Annotated in this window: 17 protein-coding genes and 3 pseudogenes; 13 read left to right on the plus strand and 7 right to left on the minus strand. The window is 64.9% G+C overall.

Features of this window, described 5'->3' with window-relative positions; translation table 11 throughout:
- Position 1: 1 nt before the first annotated feature.
- Together DRB87_RS20215 and DRB87_RS20220 are read right to left on the minus strand one after the other, a co-directional pair.
- Entirely contained in the window at positions 2-1,423 is a 1,422-nt protein-coding gene (locus DRB87_RS20215; RefSeq protein ID WP_240756078.1) for an ATP-binding protein, read from the minus strand.
- On the minus strand, positions 1,420-2,085 hold the full coding sequence (locus DRB87_RS20220; protein WP_130027225.1) for a response regulator: 666 nt from the start codon (positions 2,083-2,085) through the stop codon (positions 1,420-1,422). The genes DRB87_RS20215 and DRB87_RS20220 overlap by 4 nt, the downstream gene beginning before the upstream one ends.
- Before the next feature lie 202 nt (positions 2,086-2,287).
- On the opposite strand from DRB87_RS20220, the gene dsbD reads away from it, so the two are divergent.
- The 7 genes and pseudogenes from dsbD (at position 2,288) to DRB87_RS20255 (ending at position 9,796) form a co-directional block, all read left to right on the plus strand.
- Positions 2,288-4,129, plus strand: a complete 1,842-nt coding sequence (dsbD, locus tag DRB87_RS20225; protein ID WP_130027227.1) for a protein-disulfide reductase DsbD — start codon at positions 2,288-2,290, stop codon at positions 4,127-4,129.
- Entirely contained in the window at positions 4,126-4,959 is an 834-nt protein-coding gene (locus tag DRB87_RS20230) for a TlpA disulfide reductase family protein (RefSeq protein WP_130027229.1), read from the plus strand. Before dsbD ends, DRB87_RS20230 begins: the two co-directional genes overlap by 4 nt.
- Positions 4,960-5,326: 367 nt before the next feature.
- A pseudogene (locus DRB87_RS20235) lies at positions 5,327-5,913 on the plus strand (aminodeoxychorismate/anthranilate synthase component II).
- Positions 5,914-6,024: 111 nt separating this feature from the next.
- Positions 6,025-7,053: an anthranilate phosphoribosyltransferase gene (gene trpD / locus DRB87_RS20240; RefSeq protein ID WP_017234672.1), complete on the plus strand. Its 1,029-nt coding sequence runs from the start codon at positions 6,025-6,027 to the stop codon at positions 7,051-7,053.
- Between the two features lie 117 nt (positions 7,054-7,170).
- Complete coding sequence (gene trpC / locus DRB87_RS20245; protein WP_130027231.1) at positions 7,171-7,983, plus strand: indole-3-glycerol phosphate synthase TrpC; 813 nt, start codon at positions 7,171-7,173, stop codon at positions 7,981-7,983.
- Positions 7,984-8,196: 213 nt separating this feature from the next.
- Positions 8,197-8,742 carry a CYTH domain-containing protein gene (locus DRB87_RS20250; protein WP_370364033.1) on the plus strand — a complete coding sequence of 182 codons (546 nt, stop codon included), beginning with the start codon at positions 8,197-8,199 and terminating at the stop codon, positions 8,740-8,742.
- A gap of 67 nt (positions 8,743-8,809) precedes the next feature.
- Positions 8,810-9,796 (plus strand): uracil-DNA glycosylase, encoded by a 987-nt coding sequence (locus tag DRB87_RS20255; protein WP_130027233.1) that lies wholly within the window; start codon positions 8,810-8,812, stop codon positions 9,794-9,796.
- Positions 9,797-9,813: 17 nt separating this feature from the next.
- On the opposite strand, the gene DRB87_RS20260 is transcribed toward DRB87_RS20255, so the two are convergent.
- Both DRB87_RS20260 and DRB87_RS20265 read right to left on the minus strand, forming a co-directional pair.
- The gene (locus tag DRB87_RS20260; protein ID WP_130027235.1) at positions 9,814-10,734 is read right to left on the minus strand and encodes a pirin-like C-terminal cupin domain-containing protein; all 921 of its coding nucleotides are present in this window, start codon (positions 10,732-10,734) and stop codon (positions 9,814-9,816) included.
- 55 nt (positions 10,735-10,789) lie between these two features.
- A complete protein-coding gene (locus tag DRB87_RS20265; RefSeq protein WP_130027237.1) occupies positions 10,790-11,389 on the minus strand; it encodes an FMN-dependent NADH-azoreductase in 600 nt (199 codons plus the stop codon).
- Positions 11,390-11,603: 214 nt separating this feature from the next.
- Here DRB87_RS20265 and DRB87_RS20270 point away from each other — a divergent pair, with 214 nt between their 5' ends.
- Positions 11,604-12,542, plus strand: coding sequence for a LysR family transcriptional regulator (locus DRB87_RS20270; RefSeq protein ID WP_165385378.1), 939 nt, complete (start codon positions 11,604-11,606; stop codon positions 12,540-12,542).
- 13 nt (positions 12,543-12,555) lie between these two features.
- On the opposite strand, the pseudogene DRB87_RS20275 reads toward DRB87_RS20270, so the two are convergent.
- From DRB87_RS20275 to DRB87_RS20285, 3 genes and pseudogenes are all read right to left on the minus strand, one after another.
- A pseudogene (locus tag DRB87_RS20275) lies at positions 12,556-14,369 on the minus strand (M61 family metallopeptidase).
- A gap of 60 nt (positions 14,370-14,429) precedes the next feature.
- Positions 14,430-15,194 carry a DsbC family protein gene (locus DRB87_RS20280; RefSeq protein WP_130027241.1) on the minus strand — a complete coding sequence of 255 codons (765 nt, stop codon included), beginning with the start codon at positions 15,192-15,194 and terminating at the stop codon, positions 14,430-14,432.
- 99 nt (positions 15,195-15,293) lie between these two features.
- Positions 15,294-16,480: pseudogene (locus DRB87_RS20285) on the minus strand (UbiH/UbiF family hydroxylase).
- Between the two features lie 188 nt (positions 16,481-16,668).
- Between DRB87_RS20285 and DRB87_RS20290 the strand changes: the two are divergent.
- The 5 genes from DRB87_RS20290 to DRB87_RS20305 all read left to right on the plus strand — a co-directional run bounded on the left by DRB87_RS20290 (position 16,669) and on the right by DRB87_RS20305 (position 21,073).
- Positions 16,669-17,538 carry a neutral zinc metallopeptidase gene (locus tag DRB87_RS20290; RefSeq protein WP_130027243.1) on the plus strand — a complete coding sequence of 290 codons (870 nt, stop codon included), beginning with the start codon at positions 16,669-16,671 and terminating at the stop codon, positions 17,536-17,538.
- A 188-nt stretch (positions 17,539-17,726) separates the two neighbouring features.
- Complete coding sequence (gene ychF, locus DRB87_RS20295; RefSeq protein WP_130027245.1) at positions 17,727-18,821, plus strand: redox-regulated ATPase YchF; 1,095 nt, start codon at positions 17,727-17,729, stop codon at positions 18,819-18,821.
- 218 nt (positions 18,822-19,039) lie between these two features.
- Positions 19,040-19,618 carry an integrase arm-type DNA-binding domain-containing protein gene (locus tag DRB87_RS23815; RefSeq protein ID WP_240756079.1) on the plus strand — a complete coding sequence of 193 codons (579 nt, stop codon included), beginning with the start codon at positions 19,040-19,042 and terminating at the stop codon, positions 19,616-19,618.
- On the plus strand, positions 19,615-20,277 hold the full coding sequence (locus DRB87_RS23820) for a site-specific integrase (protein WP_240756080.1): 663 nt from the start codon (positions 19,615-19,617) through the stop codon (positions 20,275-20,277). The genes DRB87_RS23815 and DRB87_RS23820 overlap by 4 nt, the downstream gene beginning before the upstream one ends.
- Positions 20,264-21,073, plus strand: a complete 810-nt coding sequence (locus tag DRB87_RS20305; RefSeq protein WP_130027247.1) for a hypothetical protein — start codon at positions 20,264-20,266, stop codon at positions 21,071-21,073. The genes DRB87_RS23820 and DRB87_RS20305 overlap by 14 nt, the downstream gene beginning before the upstream one ends.
- Positions 21,074-21,093: the final 20 nt, after the last annotated feature.

Consider the following 21,093-nt stretch of genomic DNA (forward strand, 5'->3'; position numbering starts at 1 on the left):
GTTAGGCTCGCTCATCGGCCAACGGGCACGGACAACCGCGCCAGCAAACCGCCACCGTCGCGAGACGCAAATTCGAGCGTGGCGCCAAAGCGTGACGCGATGGCCCGCACAATGGAAATCCCCAAACCCGCCCCTCCCCTTGCTGCCGACCCTGATCGCCGCGCCAGAAACGCTGGCCCAATCGCATCGCCTGCTCCGGCGCCAAGCCCGGGCCTCGGTCCGCCACCACGATGCAGTACTGCTGGCGGTGTTCGTCCATCCCCACTGTCACTTCAATCGGACGCTCCGCCGGGGAAAACCGCAGCGCGTTATCCACGAGATTGCGCACCGCCGTGGCGAGCATCGAACGAGGGATCGGTGCGCCTCCGTCGTCGCACAACATGCTAAAGGAGATCCGTGGAACGCCACGACGGACCGGGGCCCCATTCCGCCACTCAGACAGTGACCCAACTCGCAGCGGAACGGGGCCCCGATCCGTCTCCTCCCATACGGCAAGGACTTCCTCCATCACTTCGCGCACCGACATGCACGCGTCCGGCGAATGCGCAGGCGCCTCCGCACGCGCAAGGGTCATCATCTGATCCAGCGTATGCCGCAAGCGACGCACGCCTACCCCCGCCTGATGCAACGCCCGCCTGGCCGACTCGCCCCGCGTGATCTCCGCCACCTGCAAGTGTGTGTCGACCGCCGTCAACGGCGTGCGCAATTCGTGCGCCGCCGCATCGGTGAATGCCCGCTGATACGCCATCGCCTGAGTCAGTCGGTCTAGCAGACCGTTAAGCGCCGAGACGACCGGACGCAACTCCGTCGGCGCACGCCCCAGGTCGATAGGCGCCGTGTCGTCGGCATGCTTGCGACGCAACGCCAATCGCAAGGTCTCCAACGGCGACAACCCGCGTCCAATGCCGATCCACAACGCGATCAACCCGCCCACCACCGCAATCATGAACGGCACCCCCACCGCACGCAGCAAGGCGCCGGTCAGCGCTGCCCGCTTGTCGAGTCCGTCCGCCGTCATCACCTGATATCCGCGCGCGTCCTGCAACACGTAGATGCGCCAGTGTTTGCCTTCGAACGCCATGGTGCTGAAACCCAGCGGCAGCGACCGCCCAGCCGACTGCGGCCCGCCATCGGTGCGCGCCAGCACCGCGCCATGCACCGAGCGAATCTCGCACGCAATCCGGTCGTCAGTTCCCACGCGAATCACGTCGTCCCAATCAGCCTTACCCACGCCCGGCGCAAGCGGCGACAGCGCGGCCCGCGCCAGCAGTCCCGACACCATCCGGGCCGACATCGCGAGACGCTCATCGAGCGCCCGGTCGAGATTCGCTTGCACCCCGCGCATCATCCAACCCGCCACCACCGCCCAAAGCACCACGAGTGCCACGCCAGCGATCAACACCGCACGCAAACGAAGACTCATGACAACGCCCATCCCAACCGGTAGCCCAGGCCCCGCGCCGTCTGAATGACACCGCCCCCCAATTTACGACGCACGTTGTGAATGTGTACGTTCAATGCATTGCTACCCAGTCGGTCGGTCAACCCATACAGCCGCTCGTGCAACATGTCGGGCGTGAGCCACCGGCCTCGACAGCTCGCCAGATGCGCCAGCAAATCGACTTCCTTGCGCGAGAGTTCGACCGGCTCGCCATCGAGCCACGCCAGTCCGCTCGCCGGCTCCAGGCGCAGCGGCCCGGCCTCAATGATCGGGGCCGCACGCCCCTGCACCCGGCGAATCAACGCATGCAGTCGCGCCGCCAACTCACGCAGGTCGAACGGCTTGACCATGTAGTCGTCACCCCCGCCATTCAAGCCGGCAATGCGGTGCTCGATGCCGTCGCGCGCCGTCAGGATCAGGACGGGCACGTCGCGCTCCATCGCGCGAATCTCTGCCAGAACGCCGAGGCCATCGCCATCGGGCAATCCCAGATCGAGCACCAGCGCATCGAACGTGTTTTCCGCATGCGCCGCCACCGCCGCCGCACCACACGCCGCATGCTCGACCGCGATACCCAACGCGTGCAGCCCCGCGACAATGCCGCTCGCAATCAAGTCGTCGTCTTCCACCAACAGCACTCGCACGATTCCGCACCTCTTGTGAATATCGCGCCATGTTACGTACTTTGCGTAATGAATTGGACGGCGATCCCGCAGGTGTCGGCGTATCACCCACCCCGACCCAAGCGCTGACGCTCGTTAACTCTCGGTTAATCGGCGTAGGCCACACTCTTGCCTGCTTCGGGATTTCCGCGGGAGAACAGATTTGCTACGTCGCGCCTTTTTCATGTTTGTGATTTTTCTCGGTGCCATCGGCTGGACGCGCACCGCCGATGCCTTGCCCTGGCAGATCACGCCGAAATTTCTGGAAGCGTCTCAGGTGCTGACGCTTGCCCCGGTCAGCCACGATGACGGCCGGCTCGACGTCGTTGGCCATATTGCCAAGGATTACTACGTTTATCGTCATTCGCTGCGCGCCGAGGATGCGTCGGGCAGCCCCGTGGCGCTAACGCTCTCGGCAGGGTCGACACACACCGATGAGTTCTTCGGCGAGACGGAGATCTATACCGGCGATGCGTTGCGCATGCAGCTGCCCGCAACGACACCCGGTCCGGTAACGCTGCACTGGCAGGGCTGCGCCGACGCCGGCATCTGCTATCCGCCGCAAACGATGACGATCGCCTTGCCCGCCGGGTTGGCCTCAGGCGCAGCCACCCCGGCGATCCCGCCCACCTCGGCCAGTCCGGTTGCCTCTGGCACCGCCCAGGTGCCGACTCCCCCTAATTTCCCTGCGCCCGCCGCCGATAACGCCGCGCCACTCGCACAGGACCAGGCGGCGGCGCAACGACTCTCCTCGCTGGGTCCCATCACCGGCACGCTGCTGTTCTTCGGATTTGGGTTGCTGCTGGCGTTCACGCCGTGCACGCTGCCGATGATCCCCATCGTCTCGACGATGATTGTGGGCCATCGTCCCGCGCCGTTGCGCGCGCTGGCGCTCTCGCTGTCGTACGTGCTGGCGATGGCGCTGACGTATGCGTCGGTGGGCGTCGCGGCGGGCCTGGCCGGAGCGAACTTGCAGGCAACCCTGCAATCATCCTGGCTGCTCGGCGCGTTCGCGGGGCTCTTTCTGGTACTGGCGGCGTCGTTGTTCGGTCTGTTCGAGCTGCGTCTGCCGACGTTCGTCGCGAATCGACTCAACGCCACCGCGCAACCGCGCCCCGGCGGCAGCCTCGTCGGTGCGGCCGCACTCGGCCTGCTCTCGGCGCTGCTCGTCGGCCCCTGCATGACGGCCCCGCTGGCCGGCGCCTTGCTCTATATCGGTCAGACGGGCAACGCATGGACGGGCGGCGTCGCGCTGTTTGCACTGGGTGTCGGCATGGGACTGCCGTTGCTGGCCATCGCGCTGTTCGGCTCGCGGATTCTGCCGCGTCCGGGAGCGTGGATGGTCCGCGTGCGAATCGCGTTCGCCTATGTCATGACGGGCATGTCCATTCTGATGTTGAGCCGCTTCCTGCCCGGCAGCGTCAGCCTGATGCTGTGGGGCGCGCTCGGCCTCGGTCTCGCCGTCGGCCTAGGCGCGTGGTCATGGACGATGCGCGGCCAGTCCTCAGGATGGACGCTGTTGTTCGCGTCGTCGTTGGCCGGCATCTGGTCCGTACTCATGCTCGTGGGCGCCGCGTCTGGCAGCGACGCGGTACTCAGTCCTCTCGCACGGGCAAACGCGTCAGTCACGCATGGCGCGGCCGTGCAGAGTGACAAGCGATTGAACTACATCGGCGTCAAGTCTGCGGAGGATGTCGATGCGCGCATTGCTCAGGCGGTCGCGAAGGGGCAATGGACGTTGATCGACTTCTACGCCGACTGGTGCGTGAGCTGCCATGTCATCGAGCGCAATGTGTTCGGCGATCCGGGGGTCGCGGCTCGCCTGGCGACGATGCAAGTGCTGCGCCCTGACGTGACGAAGAACGACGCGATCGATCAGGCCCTGATGAAACGGTGGGGGGTGCTCGGCCCGCCCACGCTCATTCTCATCGATGCGAACGGTCAGGAGGTGCGTGCGCAACGCATGGTCGGCGAGCTGGATGCGCGTCGCTTCCTGCGCCATCTCGACGCAGCGGGGAACGCATGACCACCAGCTTTGGCCCGTTCTCCATACCGACGCTCGCCGCGGCCGCAGCGGCGTTGCTGGCCTGGCTCGTCGCGCGCTACCTCCTGCGCGGCACAGATGCCACGGCACGCCGCAGGGCGGCGAGCCTGCTGCTCGACGCGCTCTTCGTCGGCCTGGTCGCGGCGCGCACCGCCTACGTGCTGCGCTGGTGGCCCGATTACGCCGCGGCACCACTGTCCATCGTCGCGATTGGCGACGGTGGCTTCACGGTTTGGGTCGGGCTGCCCGTCGCACTGGGCTGGGCGCTGTGGCGTGTGCGCCGCGATGCATCAGCGCGTCGCCCGATGCTATGCGGCTTCGTCGCGGGCGTGGCACTTTGGGCCGCCGCACAGGTTGGGCTGGGCGCCCTGCAGCGCACCGCACCGCCGCTGCCGTCGCTGACGCTCGCGACAATCGACGGCCGGCCGGTGACGCTCGACGCCTATCGTGGCCGCCCCGTCGTGGTCAATCTGTGGGCGAGTTGGTGCCCACCGTGCCGTCGCGAAATGCCCGTACTGGAAAAGGCCCAAGCGGACTACCCAGACGTGACGTTCCTGATGATCAATCAGGGCGAAGCCGCACATACGGTCGAAGCATTCGTGCAATCGCAAGGGCTGCAATTCAACCATCTGCTGCTTGATCCCGCATCGCAAGCCATGCAGGCAGCGAGCGCGCGCGCACTGCCCACCACGCTGTTCTACGATACGCAGGGTCGTCGCGTCGAAGCGCATTTGGGCGAACTGACGGCGGCACGTCTGCGCGACACGCTGCAACGCCGCCTTCATCGAGCTCCGGTGCCGCCGCCCCCGTAGGCGAACAACCCCGGCCCGGGCGTCGCAGAATCGTCGAACGACCGCCGCTGCGGCACGTACATTCTTGCGAAAAATGGCTCGATCTCGCGAGAAACCCGTCGATCGGCTGCTTTTTGCGACGCCCCGCCCACGACACCCCGCAGATACTGCTACAATCCTCGTCACTATGATGTCGTATCAGTCTTCCCCCCTCCTCTGGTCGCCTCTGACCGCCGCCCTGCGCTGGTGGCGGTAACCCGCCACGTCCATCTCATCCCCATAGCGCCCTCCCCGCGGATCGCGAACTCAATGTGGGGGCACGCTCAGGGGGAATTCGCAAATCTCATGCGTTCGACAATCCTTTGTCACCCGACGAACAGGGACCATCATGCTGCTGATGATCGACAACTACGACTCGTTTACCTACAACATCGTCCAATACTTCGGTGAATTGGGCGAAGACGTACGGGTGTTTCGCAACGACGAAATCACACTCGACGCCATCGCCGAACTCGCCCCGAGCGCATCTGCCTCTCGCCGGGTCCGAGCTGTCCGGCCAACGCGGGCATCACGCTCGACGTGCTCAAGCGCTTCGCCGGCGAAATCCCGATCCTCGGCGTCTGCCTCGGCCATCAGGCGATCGGCGAAGCCTTTGGCGGCAAGGTCGTGCGCGCCCAGCAGATCATGCACGGTAAGGTGAGCGAGATCGAGACCACGCAACAGGGCGTGTTCGCGAATTTGCCCAAGCGCTTTACCGTCACGCGTTATCACTCGCTGGCCATCGAGCGCGCATCGCTGCCCGACTGCCTCGAAGTCACCGCCTGGACGGACGACGGCGAGATCATGGGCGTGCGTCACAAGACGCTCGATGTCGAAGGCGTGCAGTTCCACCCCGAATCGATTCTGTCGGAGCACGGCCACGACGTGCTGCGCAATTTCCTGCAAGCCGCACCGCGCGTGGCGCAGGCTGCCTGAGCGCGCTGCTACCCGAGCGAGCCACCTGAGCCATCTGAGCCATCTGAGCCACCTGAGCCACCTGAGCCATCTGAGCCACCCGAGCCGATCCGACAGAAGCGAGAACAATCCATGATTACCCCGCAAGAAGCCCTGCAGCGCACCATCGAGCACCGTGAAATCTTCCACGACGAAATGCTGCACCTGATGCGTCTCATCATGAAGGGCGAAATTTCGCCGGTCATGTGCGCGGCCATCATCACCGGCCTGCGCGTGAAGAAGGAAACCATCGGTGAAATCGCAGCGGCCGCGCAAGTGATGCGCGAGTTCGCCAACCATGTCGACGCGCCCCCCGGCGAGCATTTCGTCGACATCGTGGGCACCGGCGGCGATGTGTCGCACACGTTCAATATCTCCACCGCGTCGATGTTCGTGGCAGCAGGCGCGGGCGCCAAGGTCGCCAAGCACGGCAACCGCGGTGTGAGTTCCAAGTCGGGCAGCGCCGACGTGCTCGAGGCCCTGGGCGTGAACATCATGCTCTCGCCCGAGCAGGTCGCCGAGTGTCTGCGCGAAGTCGGCATCGGCTTCATGTTCGCGCCGAACCATCATCCCGCGATGAAGAACGTGGCGGCCGTGCGCAAGGAAATGGGCGTACGCACGATCTTCAACATCCTCGGGCCGCTCACCAATCCGGCCGGTGCGCCGAACCAGTTGATGGGCGTGTTCCACCCCGATCTGGTCGGTATCCAGGTGCGCGTGATGCAGCGCCTGGGCGCCGAACACGTGCTCGTGGTCTACGGCAAGGACGGCATGGACGAAGTGTCGCTCGGCGCCGCCACGCTGGTGGGCGAGTTGAAGGACGGCAAGGTCACCGAGTACGAGATTCATCCCGAGGACTTCGGCCTGCAGATGGTGAGCAATCGTGGCCTGAAGGTCGGTAGCGCCGACGAATCGAAAACGATGTTGATCGAAGCACTCGACAACAAGCCGGGCACCGCGCGCGAGATTGTCGCCCTCAATGCCGGTACCGCGCTGTATGCCGCCAACCGTGCGGCGTCGATTGGTGAAGGAATCCAGCTGGCGCGCGAATCCATCGCCAGCGGCGCGGCGCGCGCGAAGCTCGACGAGTTCGTCGCCTTCACGCAGCGATTCAAAGGGTAAGGCATGGCGTCGGCACCCTCGCAGGTGCCGCGTCCAGCGCCTCCCGATTTCGATCACGACGGGCGTAGTCTTCGATGACGCCCCTCTTATTCAGTAGCCCCCGAATCATCCATCGATATGTCCACCGTTCTCGACAAGATCCTGGCCGTCAAGGCTGAAGAAGTCGCCGCTGCGAAGCGCGTGCGTGACCTCGCGAGCCTGCGCCGCGACGCCGAAGCCACCGTCGCCGACAGCGCGCTGCGCACACGCGATTTCGTGGGCGCGGTGCGCACGAAGCTCGACGGCGGTCTGCCCGGCGTGATCGCCGAGATCAAGAAAGCCAGCCCGTCGAAGGGCGTGATTCGCGAGCATTTCGTGCCGCCGCAGATTGCCGAGTCGTATCAGCAAGGCGGCGCGGCATGCCTGTCGGTGCTCACCGACGTGCAGTTCTTCCAGGGCTCGCCCGAGTATCTGAAGGCCGCGCGGGCCGCCTGCGATCTGCCGGTGCTGCGCAAGGACTTCATGATCGACGCCTACCAGGTGTACGAGGCGCGCGAGATGGGCGCCGACTGCATTCTGCTCATCGCCGCGGCGCTGGAACTGGCCCATATGCGCGATCTCGAAGCGCAAGCGCACGAGCTGGGCATGGCGGTACTCGTCGAAGTGCACAACGGCCAGGAACTGGACGCCGGGCTCGAGTTGAGCACGCCGCTGCTGGGCATCAACAATCGCAACCTGCACAACTTCGAAGTGTCGCTCGACACCACGCTGGGTCTGTTGAAGCACATTCCGGACAATCGTATCGTCGTGACGGAGTCGGGTATCCTCTCCCGTGACGACGTGATGCGCATGCGCGCGGCGGGCGTCAATGCCTTCCTCGTCGGCGAAGCCTTTATGCGCGCGCCCGAGCCGGGCGAAGCCCTCGCCACGCTGTTCGACATGCCCCGCTAACACCCTGCCACGCGCCACGCGAGCGATCGATGGCGCGGCGTCCCCCCTCACAGGAGCGGCCCCGATGGCCATCGAACGCGAACTCAAACTGGCCCTCCCGGGCGACCTGTCTGCCGAGCGCGCCGTCGCGCTGATTTCTCATCTGGACCGTTTGCCTGGAGCGGAAGCCCGGGGGAACGGCATCTCGTCAATCGCTATTTCGACACGCCTTCGCTGGCGCTCTCGCAAGCGAAGGCCGCGCTGCGGTTGCGTTTCGTGGCGCGCGACGGCCACCCCGGACAATGGCTGCAAACCCTCAAGTCGGTGGGCGACGCGCGCGACGGGCTACATGTGCGCCACGAGTGGGAGCAGGCCGTGCAAGGCGAAGCGCTTGAACTTGCACCGCTGATCGCCGCTTGCGACGTGCCCGGCACGGCGGATTTGCTGCGCGCCGAGGGGGCGAATGTCGTCGCCCAGTTCGAAACGAATTTCGTGCGACGCCTGTGGCGCTATATCGCAGGGGACGGCACGGCGGTCGAAATCGCCTTTGACCGGGGCGAAGTCGCGGTTGACGCCGGCGGCAAGCGCCACACGGAGCCACTCGTGGAAGTCGAACTGGAATTGCTCGATGCTCCGGAGGACGACCGCGAGGGCCAAGGCGAACGCATTCTGCACGCGCTCGCGCAGGAATTGCGCGACGTACTGCCCGAATTGCAGAGCGACGACGTGAGCAAGGCGCAGCGCGGGTATCGTCTGCGGCAAAAGGTGCTCGGTCGCTGAGCGTCGTTCACGGACACGCGCACGATGCACGCGTCACTCTCCCAAGTCCACTCAACCGACTCATCGCATGACCTCACGCTCACGCGCGGCATCGCCATCGCCTACCGATGAAAGGCAACGCTCACTGTTCGACGAACCGACGCCAGTGACCGGCACGAACGACACGATGACTCCGCCGCAGCCCCCCGTCGATGTCGCCGCTTCCACCGCTTCTGCCGCGCTCTCACCGCGGCGACGCGGACGTCCGCCGAAAGCGGGTGCGCCGGTGACATCTGCATCGATGCCCGTCACATCAATCGCTCACTCGGTAGCCGCGAGCGCCGACGTCGCCGGCCCGCTCAAGGGTCGCGTCGAGGATCAGTTCGCCGCATTGCCCGGCGAGTGGAAGACACTTGTCGCGCCGTTCGTCGAGAGCGACGCGTACGCGCCGCTTTGCCGTTACGTCGATGCCGAAGTCGCCGCAGGCAAGACTGTCTACCCGGCGGACATCTTTCACGCGCTGCGCGTGACGTCGCCCATGGACGTGAAGGTCGTGATCCTTGGGCAGGACCCCTATCACGGTGACGATCACGGCATCGCGCAAGCGCACGGCCTGGCGTTTTCGGTGCAGCGCGGCGTGCGCGTGCCGCCGTCGTTGCGAAACATCTACAAGGAAATCGAACGCGATCTGGGGATCGCCGCGCCGCCGCACGGCAATCTCGATGCCTGGGCGAAACAGGGTGTGCTGTTGCTCAACACGACGCTCACGGTGGAAGCGAGCAACGCCGCGAGTCATGCGAAGCCGTTCAAGAAGGGGGGATGGCAAGCCTGTACCGACACGTTGCTCAAGGGGCTGGCCGCCCGGCAAGCGCCGCTCGTCTTCCTGCTGTGGGGCAGCCATGCGCAGGCCAAGGCACCGCTGCTCGCCGGTCACGGTCATCTGCTGCTCGAAGCCCCGCACCCCTCGCCGCTCTCGGCACATCGCGGTTTCCTGGGCTGCGGCCACTTCAGCGCCGCCAATGCCTTCCTCGAACAGCACGGCAAGGCGCCCATCGACTGGCGCCTGCCGGCGTAAGGGCGTTGCAGCGGGACTCAGTCGCGCGATGACTCGGTGATGGGCGCCAGGGTGCCCATTGCGCCCTGTTGATAGCGGCGAGTGAGCGCCACGAGATCGCTTTCGTCGCGCGCCGCGAAGTTGCCGCGATAGACCACGGGTTCGTCGAGCGGCTCGCCACCGGCGAGCAGGAGACGCGCGCCGGTGCGTCCGGCCAGTTGCCACGCACCGGGCGCAAGCAACACCGCTTGCGCGCCGCCGCCTTCCGCGCGTAACGCATGATTGGCCAGTGCCGCCTCGCCCTGCGCAATCAATGCGACCCAGCGACGGCCATCGCACGGGATCGTCAGGGTGCGCAGTTCGTCCTCACGCCAGTCGAGCTGCAACAGCGTCGTGCGCTCACTTTCCGTACGGACGACATGGGCGACATGACGCTCGCCCCACTGCCCGCAGATCAAGGTGAGATCGACGGCGCCTTCGCGCCAATGCGGCATGGCTTCGGCACGAACCACGGTTTGCGCGGGAGCGCCGTGCGCATGGCGGCCGGCGCGGCTCACGATCATCCGTATGCCACGCGCGGTACCGTGAGCGTTCTCGGGAATGTCCTCGTGCACGGTGCCGCAGTTGGTTTCGAGCCAGAGCAGATCGCCGGCGCGCAGCGTGTCGTCGCCCTGATGGGCGTGACGGCAGCGCAGCGACGTCGTCGACTCGGGAAACAGGTAGGTCGCCACCACGCATCCGGCATGCGGATGCGGCGGTATGCACGCGCCATGACGACGGAAGAGATCGATCGACAGAAACGGATCCGTTTCGGCGACCTGATCGAAAACACCCGCCCCCGCCGCCGCGGCGCAGCGGCCGGGCCGGGTGACGGGAAGCACGCGCGGGATGGCGCTCGCGTCGGCGTGAGCCGCCGGACGCTTCGTCTGACGCGGATGCAAGGGCGTCGGATGGGCCATGGGGGTACCTGCGCGTGCGGGAGAGCAGCCGTATTGTCAGCGTCGGCCCGAGGGCTTAGAGCGCTGCAATCGCTTCGCGAGCATTGGCAAATCCGGCGGCGGCCGATTCCGGACCGCGAGCCAGACCTTCCGCGAAGATGAACGTCACGTCCGTCATGCCGAGGAAGCCGAGAATCGTCTTGAGGTACGGGGTCTGGCTGTCGGCCGGCGTGTCCTTGTAGTTGCCGCCACGGGCGAATGCCACGATCACCTTCTTGCCCTGGATAAGACCTTCCACGGTACCGTCTTCACGATAGCGGAAAGTCACGCGGGCACGGGCGATCCAGTCGAAGTACGCCTTCAGTTGCGACGGCACCTGGAAGTTGTACAGCGGCACGCCGAACACCACGTAGTCGGCTGCCTGAATCTCGGCGACCAGTTCGTCGCTGCGGGCGATGATGGCGTTTTGTTCTGCCGAGCGTTGGTCTTCCGGCGTAAAGAACGCGCCGATCACGGCTTCGTCCAGGTGCGGCACGCCATCGGCCAGCAGATCGCGCACGACGACCTTGGCACCTGCGTGCTTCGCGACCAGTTGCGCCACGGATTCGTTGGCGAGTGTGGTCGAGTTGGCACCTTGCGAGCGGGCGGCGGAATTGATTTGGAGAATCGTGGTCATGTCTCTGGCTCCTGAGCCTGGGGGTTCGAAAATCCGTCCGCGCTGGCCCCCATCTCGGGATTGCCGTGAATGGCGCGTCGGCTTGGTATGAATTCTAGTTACCCACAAAAATGAAACAAGCCGGTAAAATCGAATTGTTTGTTCCTTTTTTGGAACAATGCATGCCATCCCCCTTTCCTTGGCCGGATGGCCGCGTCACCAAGGAGCGCGCGCGATGATTGACGATCTGAATGACATGCTGATCTTCGCCGAGGTCGTTCGCTCGGGCAGCATCACCCGGGCCGGCGAGCGGCTCGATCTGCCCAAGGCAACCGTGAGTCGGCGTCTGTCGCGGCTGGAGATGCGGCTGGGCACGAAGTTGCTGCACAAGACCACACGGCGGCTGGAACTGACCGAAGTCGGCGAGGCCTATTACGAGCGTTGCCTGCCGATTCTCGAGGAAGTGGAAGAGACGCGAGACTTCGCCTCGCAGCTCTCGAGCAAGCCGCGTGGACGGCTTCGCATCACGGCGCCCGGCGACTTTGCGGCGCAGTGGCTGGCGGTGCCGCTCGCCACGTTCTGCGCGGCCTATCCCGAGATTACGGTCGATGTGGATCTGAGTTCGCGACAGGTCGATCTGATCGCCGAGCGCATCGACGTCGCCATCCGCGCCGGACAACTCTCCGACTCCACTCTCGTGGCGCGCCCCCTCCTGGCGCTCACACGCAGTCTGTATGCCAGCCCGCTGTATCTGAGTGCGACGGGGTTGCCCGCCACGCCCGACGAGCTGACGGGCCATCGCTTCGTGATCCTGCAAGGCGCGCGGCGTCTTTTCAACTCGGACACGCTGCACAGGGGACGTCAGCGCGCCGACATCACCATGCAAGGGGCGATTCAGGTCAACAGCATGGGCATGGTCAAGGAAATGACGGTGGCGGGCAGTGGCATCGCCGCGCTGACGGACATCCTGGCCGAGGATGCGTTGCGCACCGGCCGTCTCATCAAGGTGCTGCCCGAGTGGTCGTTACCGTCCAGTCCGGTGCATCTGGTCACGCCATCGCGACGCTTCCTCCCGCGCAAGACGCAGGTCTTCATCGAGCACATGCTCGCCGTCGCCAAGTCGTGTCCGGAGGAAAACCGGGACCCGCGCGTGCCGGGCCCAGCGCAAGGATAAAGCGCTCGCCCGCTCAGGCCGACAGCCACTTTTCACGACGCTGTGCCGCGGCGCGATCGCGCGTCTCGGCGATGCGGTATTTCGAAATCTCCGGCGCGTCGAGCGTGAGCGCGGTCTCGCGCAGGGCGTCGCGGCGGAACGCGTGGACCGTCACTCGGTCGCCCGGGCGATAGCGATCGAGCAGCTTGTCGAGATTGGCTTGCGTGACGCGCAGACCGTCGATGGCGACCAGCACATCGCCCGCCGACAATCCGGCCGCTTGCGCCGCGCCCCCGTCGAGCACCTGTGAGAGCGTAAGGTCGTCACCGCGCTTTGCCGTCTTCACCCCCAGTGCAGGACGGCCCTCCTCGGGCTTGACCGGTTCCAGCGTGAGTCCCACGCGTTCGAGCAGCGTCTTGATTGGCAGATCGCGCGTGCCGTGAATGGCGGTGGCGAAGAATTCCGACAGGTCGAGTCCCGAGACGTCCTCGAAGAACGGCTGCACGGCGTCCTCGTCGATACCCACGGGCGCGCCGCGATAGAAGTCGCGGCCATAGCGTTGCCACAACGCACGCATGATGTCGTCGAGCGACTTCTGGCCGCGCGTCTTCGAACGGATCGTCAGATCGAGCGCGAGCGCGACCAGCGACCCCTTCGTGTAATAGCTGACGATGGCGTTCGGCGCGTTCTCGTCCTGGCGGTAGTACTTCGTCCAGGCATCGAACGAACTCTCGGCCACGGTCTGCTTGAGACGGCCGCTGCCACGCAGCACACCCGCCACCGTCTTGGCGACGAGTTCGTAGTAATCGGCAGGCGGAATCACGCCGCTGCGCACGAGCATCAGATCGTCGTAATAGGACGTAAAGCCTTCGAACAGCCAGAGCAGTCGCGTATAGACTTCGCGATCGAGCACGTACGGTGCGAACACCGCCGGCTTGATGCGCTTGACGTTCCACGTGTGGAAGTACTCGTGGCTCACCAGGCCGAGGAAGCCGCGATAGGCTTCGCTCATGCGCGCCTGTCCCTGCACCGGCAGATCGTTGCGGCTCGCGAGCAGCGCCGTGGATGCACGATGCTCCAGACCGCCGTACCCCTCGCCGACCGTCATGAGCAGGAAGACATAGCGCGACATCGGCACGCGCGAGCGCGAACTCGCGCCCGGCTCGAACAAACGGATCTGCGCTTCGCAGATCTTCTTCATGTCGCGCAGCAACCGATCGAGATCGAGATTCGGCACCGGTCCGGTAATGGCGACTTCGTGCGTCACGCCGCAAGCCTTGAACGTGCCATGCACGAAGGTCCCCATTTCGACCGGCGAGTCGATCAACTCGTCGTAGTCGGCCGCCAGATAGCGCCCGAACTCGAGCGCCGCCGTGCCTTCGGCCGGCGTGAGCGCAGTCGCGACGCGCCACGCTTTGAACGCCGCGCCGCGCGCGCGCAGCACATCCACTTCGCATGGCGCCTGCTCCTGGCCTTCGACACGCAGGAACACACTCGTGCCGTTGAAGAAGCCGTGCGTGTCGTCGAGATGCGCGGCGCGCACCGACAGATCCCACGCGTACACCTCGTAGGTCACGATCAGCGTGCCCTTGCACGGCGCCGCTTGCCACGTGTGCTTGTCCAGCTTGTCGAGCGCCACCTTGCGGCCGCGGCACGTCGCCCCGATCGTCACGATGTTGCGGGCAAACTCGCGCACCATATAGCTGCCCGGAATCCACGCGGGCAGCGAGAAACGCTGCCCTTCGGGGCGGGATTCGAGACCGTGACGGTCACTTCGAACAGATGCGCGGCAGGCGACTTCGGAACAATCGCATACCGGATGGCAGGCTGGGCAGACGTGGCTTTCATGAGGTGGCGGCTTCTTGTTGTCGGAACGGTCGGGCGTTGGCCAGACAAGCGAATGGACGGTTACTTGACCGTGGCGAGCGCCTTTTCCAGGGCTTCTGCAGGCACGGCGCCCGGCAGACGGCGGCCGTCGGACAGTATGATCGTCGGCGTTCCGGTCACGTTGAACTGATGCCCCAGCGCTACGTTCTGCACCACCGCGGTGTCGTCGCACTTGGCCGAAGGGGCCGGCGGCGCCTTCTTGTCGAGCATCCAGTCATGCCACGCGGTGAGCGGATTGGGGGCGCACCAGATCGCCTTCGACTTGGCGTCCGAATCGGGGCCGAGCACCGGGTACAGGAAGGTGTAGACGGTGATGTTGTCGAGCTTCGACGTCTTGAGCGTTTCCTCGAAGCGCTTGCAGTACGGGCAGTTCGGATCGGAGAACACGGCGACCTTGCGGCTGCCGTTACCCTTCACGTACTTGATGGCGCGATCGAGCGGCAGCTTGGCGAAGTCGATCTTGTTCAGTTCCGACTGACGCGCTTCCGTCAGGTTCTGACGCGTTTTCGTATCGACGAGGTTACCGCCGACAATCACGTATTTCGCCTTCTCGTCGGCATAGAGAATGTCGCTGCCAACGGCCACCTCAAAAAGGCCGGGGATGGGCGTACGTGCCACCGACTTGACGGGGGCCTCGGCGCCGAGCGTCTTTTGCACGGCGGCCTTCACACGGTCGAGGGCCGCGTCGGACTTGTTCTGCGCGACGGCGAACGTCGTGACAGTCGCGGCGCAAATTGTCGCCAGACCGAGCGCTGCGAGCGCCGCAGCGCGATAACGTTTCAACATCGAGTATCTCCAGAAGTGTGTCGAGCGAGAGGCGCGTCCGGACACGCCCGGTATCGACCGGAATTGGGTGGCATAGCCCGGCATAGGCGCCCCGAGGGGTCAGCCCAGCGCGCGGCCGATCAGGAATTTCTTGACGAAAGGCAGCACGTTCACGCAGTCGAGCCCCGCGTTGCGCACAAACCTGACCAGTGGGCTGTGCGTGGCGAACAGCTTGTGCAGGCCGTCGGTGGTGAGCGCCATGCTGCCGATGTCCTCCTTGCGGGCGCGCTCGTAGCGACGCAATACCGCCGCATCGCCGCAATCGCGGAACGATTCGCGGGCGGCGAGCGCGTCGCCGAGCGCCGCCACGTCGCGCAAACCGAGGTTCATGCCCTGGCCCGCGAGGGGATGCACGACGTGCGCCGCGTCGCCCACCAGCGCCACGCGCGGCGCGATCAGGCGTTTGGCCTGTGCCAGCACGAGCGGGAAACCCTGGGCGCGCGATGAGACCGGCGTGAGGTGGCCGAGTTCAACGTTCGAGAAGGTGCCGACGCGTTCGGCCAGCGCTTTGGGATCAAGCGCGAGCAACGCCTGGGCATGATCATGCGCGGCGGACCAGACCAGCGAGACGTGCTGGTCGGGCAGCGGCAGCAGCGCGACGATCTCGCCGTCGTGGAACCATTGAAATGCGGTGTCGCGGTGCGCGCGCTCCGCGCGGAAATTGCAGACCACGCCGAGTTGTTCGTAGGGACGCACCGAGCCGTCCAGCCCGGCGGTTCTGCGCACCCACGAGTGGGCGCCGTCGGCCCCCACCACGAGCGACGCGCGCAGGGTCTTGCCGTCCGACAGACGCACCGAGGCGGCGGCGGCATCGACTTCGAGCGCGTCGGCCCGGGCGTCGAGCCAATGCACTTGCGGGGAGAAGCGCAGGGCGGCGTCGAGCGCGCGCTCGAGGTTCGACGATTCGGCGATCCAGGCGAGTTGCGGCACGGCGGCCTGGTACGCCGAGAAATGCAGGCTGCCGCGCTCGTCGCCAAAGACTTCCATGTCATAGACAGGATTGATGCGCGCGGGATCGACGGCCTGCCATACGCGCATGCGCTCGAAGAGGGCTTGCGAGCTGGACGAGAGCGAATAGATGCGGGCGTCCCACAGGTCGCCCGGGCCGGGGCGGCTACGGCCGGCTGGGCGAGCAGTGCGACGGACAGGCGCGCCTGCGAGAGCAGCAGGGCGGCGGCCTTGCCGACCAGACCGCCACCGACGACGACGACATCGTGCGTTTGGCTGGAGGTTTGCGTTAGAGACATGCGGCGAATGCAGCGCCAGCGCCTGAATCGCGCGAGCCGGCTGGTTCAGAAAACGAGATGGCGTATTGTCGCACGCCTGCCGCGCAAGCGATGCCCGCTCCCCCGGGGGCGGCTGTGGCACAGCGTCGCGTGCCACAGCCCGGCGCTATACTTCCGCGCATACCGATTATCAGACAGGGAGTCCTCCAATGCGCCTCGACAACGAATCCGAAAGCGACAACGTCGAAGATCGACGGGGCGGCGGTTTCGGGGGACGTACCACCCTCGGCATCGGCACGATCGTGGTGGCGCTGGCCGCCTCGTATTTCTTCGGCATCGACCCGCGCGTCATCATCCAGGGCTCGCAGATGCTGCAGGGGCAGACCCAATCGCCGCCCCAGTCCGCGCCGAATGCCGCGCCGGCCCACGATCCGAAGACCGTCTTCACCCGCAAGGTACTCGGCAACATCGAGCGCACCTGGGGAACCGTGTTCCCGCAGCAGGTGAACCGTCAGTACGTGGCGCCGAAACTGGTGCTGTTCTCCGGCGCAACGCCCACCGCATGCGGCACCGGACAAACGGCGATGGGGCCGTTTTACTGCCCGGGCGACAGCAAGGTCTACATCGATCTCGCCTTCTATGACGAATTGCGTCAGCGCTTCGGCGCGGGAGGCGATTTCGCGCAGGCGTATGTGATCGCGCACGAAGTGGGCCATCACATCCAGAATCTGCTGGGCATTTCCGAGAAGTTCGACGAGGCGCGGCGCCGCATGAGCGAAGCGCAGGCCAATGCGTTGTCGGTGCGCCTGGAGCTGCAGGCCGACTGCTTCGCGGGCGTCTGGGCGAACAATGCCGAGAAGGCGAATCAGCAGTTGCTGGAGCCGGGAGACGTCGAGCAGGGGCTGAAAACAGCGTCGGCGATCGGCGACGACCGATTGCAACAGCAGGCGCAGGGCCGCGTGGTGCCGGAGTCGTTCACGCACGGGACGAGCGCGCAACGGGTGTATTGGCTGCGTCAGGGGTTGCAGTACGGCGACATGCGCAAGTGCGATACGTTCTCGGCGAAGTCGCTGAGTTGAGTATGGCGCGGGCGGGGGTCGTCGCGACGCCGCCCCCCTCGTCACCCTAGGCACCCGGGGCGCCGTTGGCGGCAGAACGGGTACAATAGCGGACTTTCCGCGACGCAATCACCGGCGCACTCCACGGCGCCACCCGGCGTACCCCGGGGCATTTGTCGGCGCATTTATCGGATTAGACAGGATTTAGCATGAGCCTCAAATGCGGCATCGTCGGCTTGCCCAACGTCGGCAAGTCGACCCTTTTCAACGCGCTGACCAAAGCGGGCATCGCTGCAGAGAACTATCCGTTCTGCACCATCGAGCCGAACGTCGGCGTGGTGGAGGTGCCCGACCCGCGTCTGGGCAAGCTGGCCGAGATCGTCAAGCCCGAGCGGATCATGCCGGCGACGGTCGAGTTCGTCGACATTGCCGGCCTGGTGGCGGGCGCGTCCAAGGGTGAAGGGTTGGGCAACCAGTTCCTGGCCAACATCCGCGAGACGGACGCCATCACGCACGTCGTGCGCTGCTTTGAGGACGAGAACGTCATCCACGTGGCCGGCAAGGTGAATCCGATTTCGGACATCGAGGTCATCAACACGGAACTGGCGCTGGCGGATCTGGCCACGACGGAAAAGGCGCTGCAACGCTACTCGAAGGCGGCCAAGTCGGGCAACGACAAGGAAGCCGCCAAGCTCGTGGCGGTGCTGGAAAAGGTGGTGCCGGTGCTCAATGAAGCGCGTCCGGTGCGCTCGATCAAGCTGTCGGACGACGAGCTGGCGCTGATCAAGCCGTTCTGCCTGATCACGGCCAAGCCGACGATGTATGTCGCCAACGTGAAAGACGACGGCTTCGAAAACAATCCGCATCTGGACGCGGTGCGCAAGTACGCGGAGAGCGAGAATGCGCCGGTGGTGGCCGTATGTGCGGCCATCGAGGCGGAAATTGGCGACATGGACGACGCCGACAAGGCGGAATTCCTGGCCGACATGGGCATGGACGAGCCGGGCCTGGATCGCGTGATCCGCGCGGGCTTCAAGCTGCTGGGTCTGCAGACATACTTCACCGCAGGCGTGAAGGAAGTGCGCGCCTGGACGATCCATGTGGGCGACACCGCGCCGCAGGCCGCCGGCGTGATCCACACCGACTTCGAACGCGGCTTCATCCGCGCGCAAACCATCGCCTTTGACGATTTCATCCAGTACAAGGGCGAGCAAGGCGCGAAGGAAGCCGGCAAGATGCGCGCCGAAGGCAAGGAGTACGTCGTGCACGACGGCGATGTCATGAACTTCTTGTTCAACGTGTGACTCTTCCGTTTTAACGTCTAACTCCGTTTACTGAACCTTGCTGAACCTCAATGAACCACAATAACGCGCCAACATGTTGATTTTGCTTTTGTTTTTTGCGGAATCAATGTTCAGCGAGGTTCAGTAGTGTTCATGGCATTCCAGTAAAAATTGGGGTAGTCTTTGGGGTATGAGCCGAAATGAGTGGGGGTACGCCACTCTCTCGACGGAGACCCAGGATGCCCAAAGACCTTCTCAGCGACGCCAAGATCAGGACCGCCAAGCCCGACGCGAAGCCCTACAAGCTCAGCGACGGCGGCGGTCTTTTTCTGTTGATTCAGCCCTCAGGCAGCAAGCTGTGGCGCTGGAAGTTCCGGCTCAACGGGAAGGAGAACCTGTTCGCTATCGGCTCTTATCCAGAGGTTGGCCTAGCCGACGCGCGCACTGCTCGCGACGCAGCTCGTGATCTAGCGAAACAAGGCATCAATCCTTCTCAGCATCGCAAGGACGAGCGGCAACGGAACATCGACGCCGCAGCAGCCCGCAAGCACGCCGAGGCGCTGGCCCAGGAAATCTCGTTTGCCAAGGTCTCCGCCGCATATCTGGCCGAGGTGAAGGCGAGCTATACGCTGGGCTCCTACCGGGCGAAGGAGTCCCGCATTCGGAAGTACCTCGCCCCAAGCTCGATGAGCTACCCATCACCGAGATTAGCGCCAAAGAAATCCGGCCAATCTTGGAGGCATGCAAGGCATACGGTGCTTGGGCGGGCATCCACGTCAAAGGAGACCTGTCGGCGATTTTCCAGCACGCAGTCGTGAGGGGACTCGTTGACTCCAATCCCATCCCCGGTCTGCGTGGCCTGCTGAAAATTCCGTCGAGCCAAAGCAAGGCCGTGCTGACGGCCGACCAGATTCGCGCCTTCTATCGCGCGCTGCGTGCCTACAGAGGCTATCCCGAGACAGCCCTTTGTCTTCGCCTCATTGCATTCACCGCTTGCCGCCCCGGCGAGGCTGCCGATGCGGAGTGGAGCGAGTTCGACGCCGAGGGGAAGCTATGGCGGCGGCCGGCAGCCAAGATGAAAGCGCGGCGCGACCACGTTTCGCCGCTCTCCGAGCCAGTCCTAAAGCTGCTTGAAGAGCTACGCCCCATCACTGGGGCTGGGCGCTACCTGTTTCCACATCGTAGCGGCGAAGGCTTCACGACACCGAACCGGCTGACCTACGCGATGCGGGACATGAACCTCGGCGAGCGCACGACACCGCACTGCTGGCGCACCACCTTTTCAACATGGGCCAACGAGCAGGGCTTCCGACCGGACGCCATCGAACGCCAACTGGCGCATGTTGAAAGCAACCGGGTGCGGGCTACGTACAACAAGGCCCTGTTGTTAAACGAGCGGCGCGAGATCATGCAGGCATGGGCCGACCATCTTGCCGCCTTGGCTCACGCAGGGAGTACCAGCGATGCCGCCAATTGACGAAGCACTTGTCTTTGAGGCCATTCGCTATCAGGCCGCCTACCGTGCCGAGGCGCGGCAGAACCACCATCGAAGCATTCCTGGCCCGCTGGTAGCTGAGCTTCTCCGCTACATCGAGGGCAGCATGGAAGGCGTGACCCAAAGCGAGCTTGAGCTACAGCTTTTGTCATCGCGCACTGCGCGTACGACACGCCTGGACGGCGACAACTTGGGTGCCCAGTGGCGGGCCTATGTCGCACACCGGGGCCGCGACGTTCACGAGAAGAGGGAATGGCGCACGTGGTACGGCAAGTACGGTAAGAAGGAAGCGATCCGACAACTCGCTGTCACCGATCCTTTCCTCATCCAAGCCCCGCCTTTGCCACCCTTGAACTCGGACGAAGATCAAAGCCCCGCTGAGTTGCCAGCGAGGCCGCAGATGCGAGGCTTGCCGCAGGACGGGCGGCCAATGAAGTTCCACAAGATGCGCGACATCTTGGCGCGGTGGACGGCCGCGCTCATGCAGCGGGCCATTGAGCAAGTTGCTTGCTTGCCAGATGAGGAGCGGACCCGCGCCCTGGTGAGATCGCTGCAACGAGTGCAAATGCGCCTTCATCCCATAGTGGAGATGGTGAACGCATGGGAAGCCGCCAATGAGTTGCTTGCCGGTGGGATTTGGTTGGACACACCGGATGACCTGCCCGCTGATTTCTTCACCGCCTTGGCTGGCGTCGAAGCGCGCGAGGCGCGCAAGCAGCAGGAACTCGTCGCGTATTGGGAGAAACGGTTCCCTACCTTAATGAATAGCATTCCCTGACAACCGTGTGATCCGCCGCT

Source organism: Pandoraea sp. XY-2, from assembly GCF_004193915.1.
Classification (GTDB): domain Bacteria; phylum Pseudomonadota; class Gammaproteobacteria; order Burkholderiales; family Burkholderiaceae; genus Pandoraea; species Pandoraea cepalis.

Bases quoted from the DNA above. Each gene is read 5' to 3' on its own strand.
- DRB87_RS20215 (WP_240756078.1), bottom strand. From the start codon at position 1,423: ATGAGTCTTCGTTTGCGTGCGGTGTTGATCGCTGGCGTGGCACTCGTG.
- DRB87_RS20255 (WP_130027233.1), top strand. From the start codon at position 8,810: ATGACCTCACGCTCACGCGCGGCATCGCCATCGCCTACCGATGAAAGG.
- DRB87_RS20280 (WP_130027241.1), bottom strand. From the start codon at position 15,194: ATGTTGAAACGTTATCGCGCTGCGGCGCTCGCAGCGCTCGGTCTGGCG.
- DRB87_RS20265 (WP_130027237.1), bottom strand. From the start codon at position 11,389: ATGACCACGATTCTCCAAATCAATTCCGCCGCCCGCTCGCAAGGTGCC.
- trpD (WP_017234672.1), top strand. From the start codon at position 6,025: ATGATTACCCCGCAAGAAGCCCTGCAGCGCACCATCGAGCACCGTGAA.
- ychF (WP_130027245.1), top strand. From the start codon at position 17,727: ATGAGCCTCAAATGCGGCATCGTCGGCTTGCCCAACGTCGGCAAGTCG.
- dsbD (WP_130027227.1), top strand. From the start codon at position 2,288: ATGTTTGTGATTTTTCTCGGTGCCATCGGCTGGACGCGCACCGCCGAT.
- DRB87_RS20260 (WP_130027235.1), bottom strand. From the start codon at position 10,734: ATGGCCCATCCGACGCCCTTGCATCCGCGTCAGACGAAGCGTCCGGCG.
- DRB87_RS20290 (WP_130027243.1), top strand. From the start codon at position 16,669: ATGCGCCTCGACAACGAATCCGAAAGCGACAACGTCGAAGATCGACGG.
- DRB87_RS20305 (WP_130027247.1), top strand. From the start codon at position 20,264: ATGCCGCCAATTGACGAAGCACTTGTCTTTGAGGCCATTCGCTATCAG.
- DRB87_RS20230 (WP_130027229.1), top strand. From the start codon at position 4,126: ATGACCACCAGCTTTGGCCCGTTCTCCATACCGACGCTCGCCGCGGCC.
- trpC (WP_130027231.1), top strand. From the start codon at position 7,171: ATGTCCACCGTTCTCGACAAGATCCTGGCCGTCAAGGCTGAAGAAGTC.
- DRB87_RS23815 (WP_240756079.1), top strand. From the start codon at position 19,040: ATGCCCAAAGACCTTCTCAGCGACGCCAAGATCAGGACCGCCAAGCCC.
- DRB87_RS20270 (WP_165385378.1), top strand. From the start codon at position 11,604: ATGATTGACGATCTGAATGACATGCTGATCTTCGCCGAGGTCGTTCGC.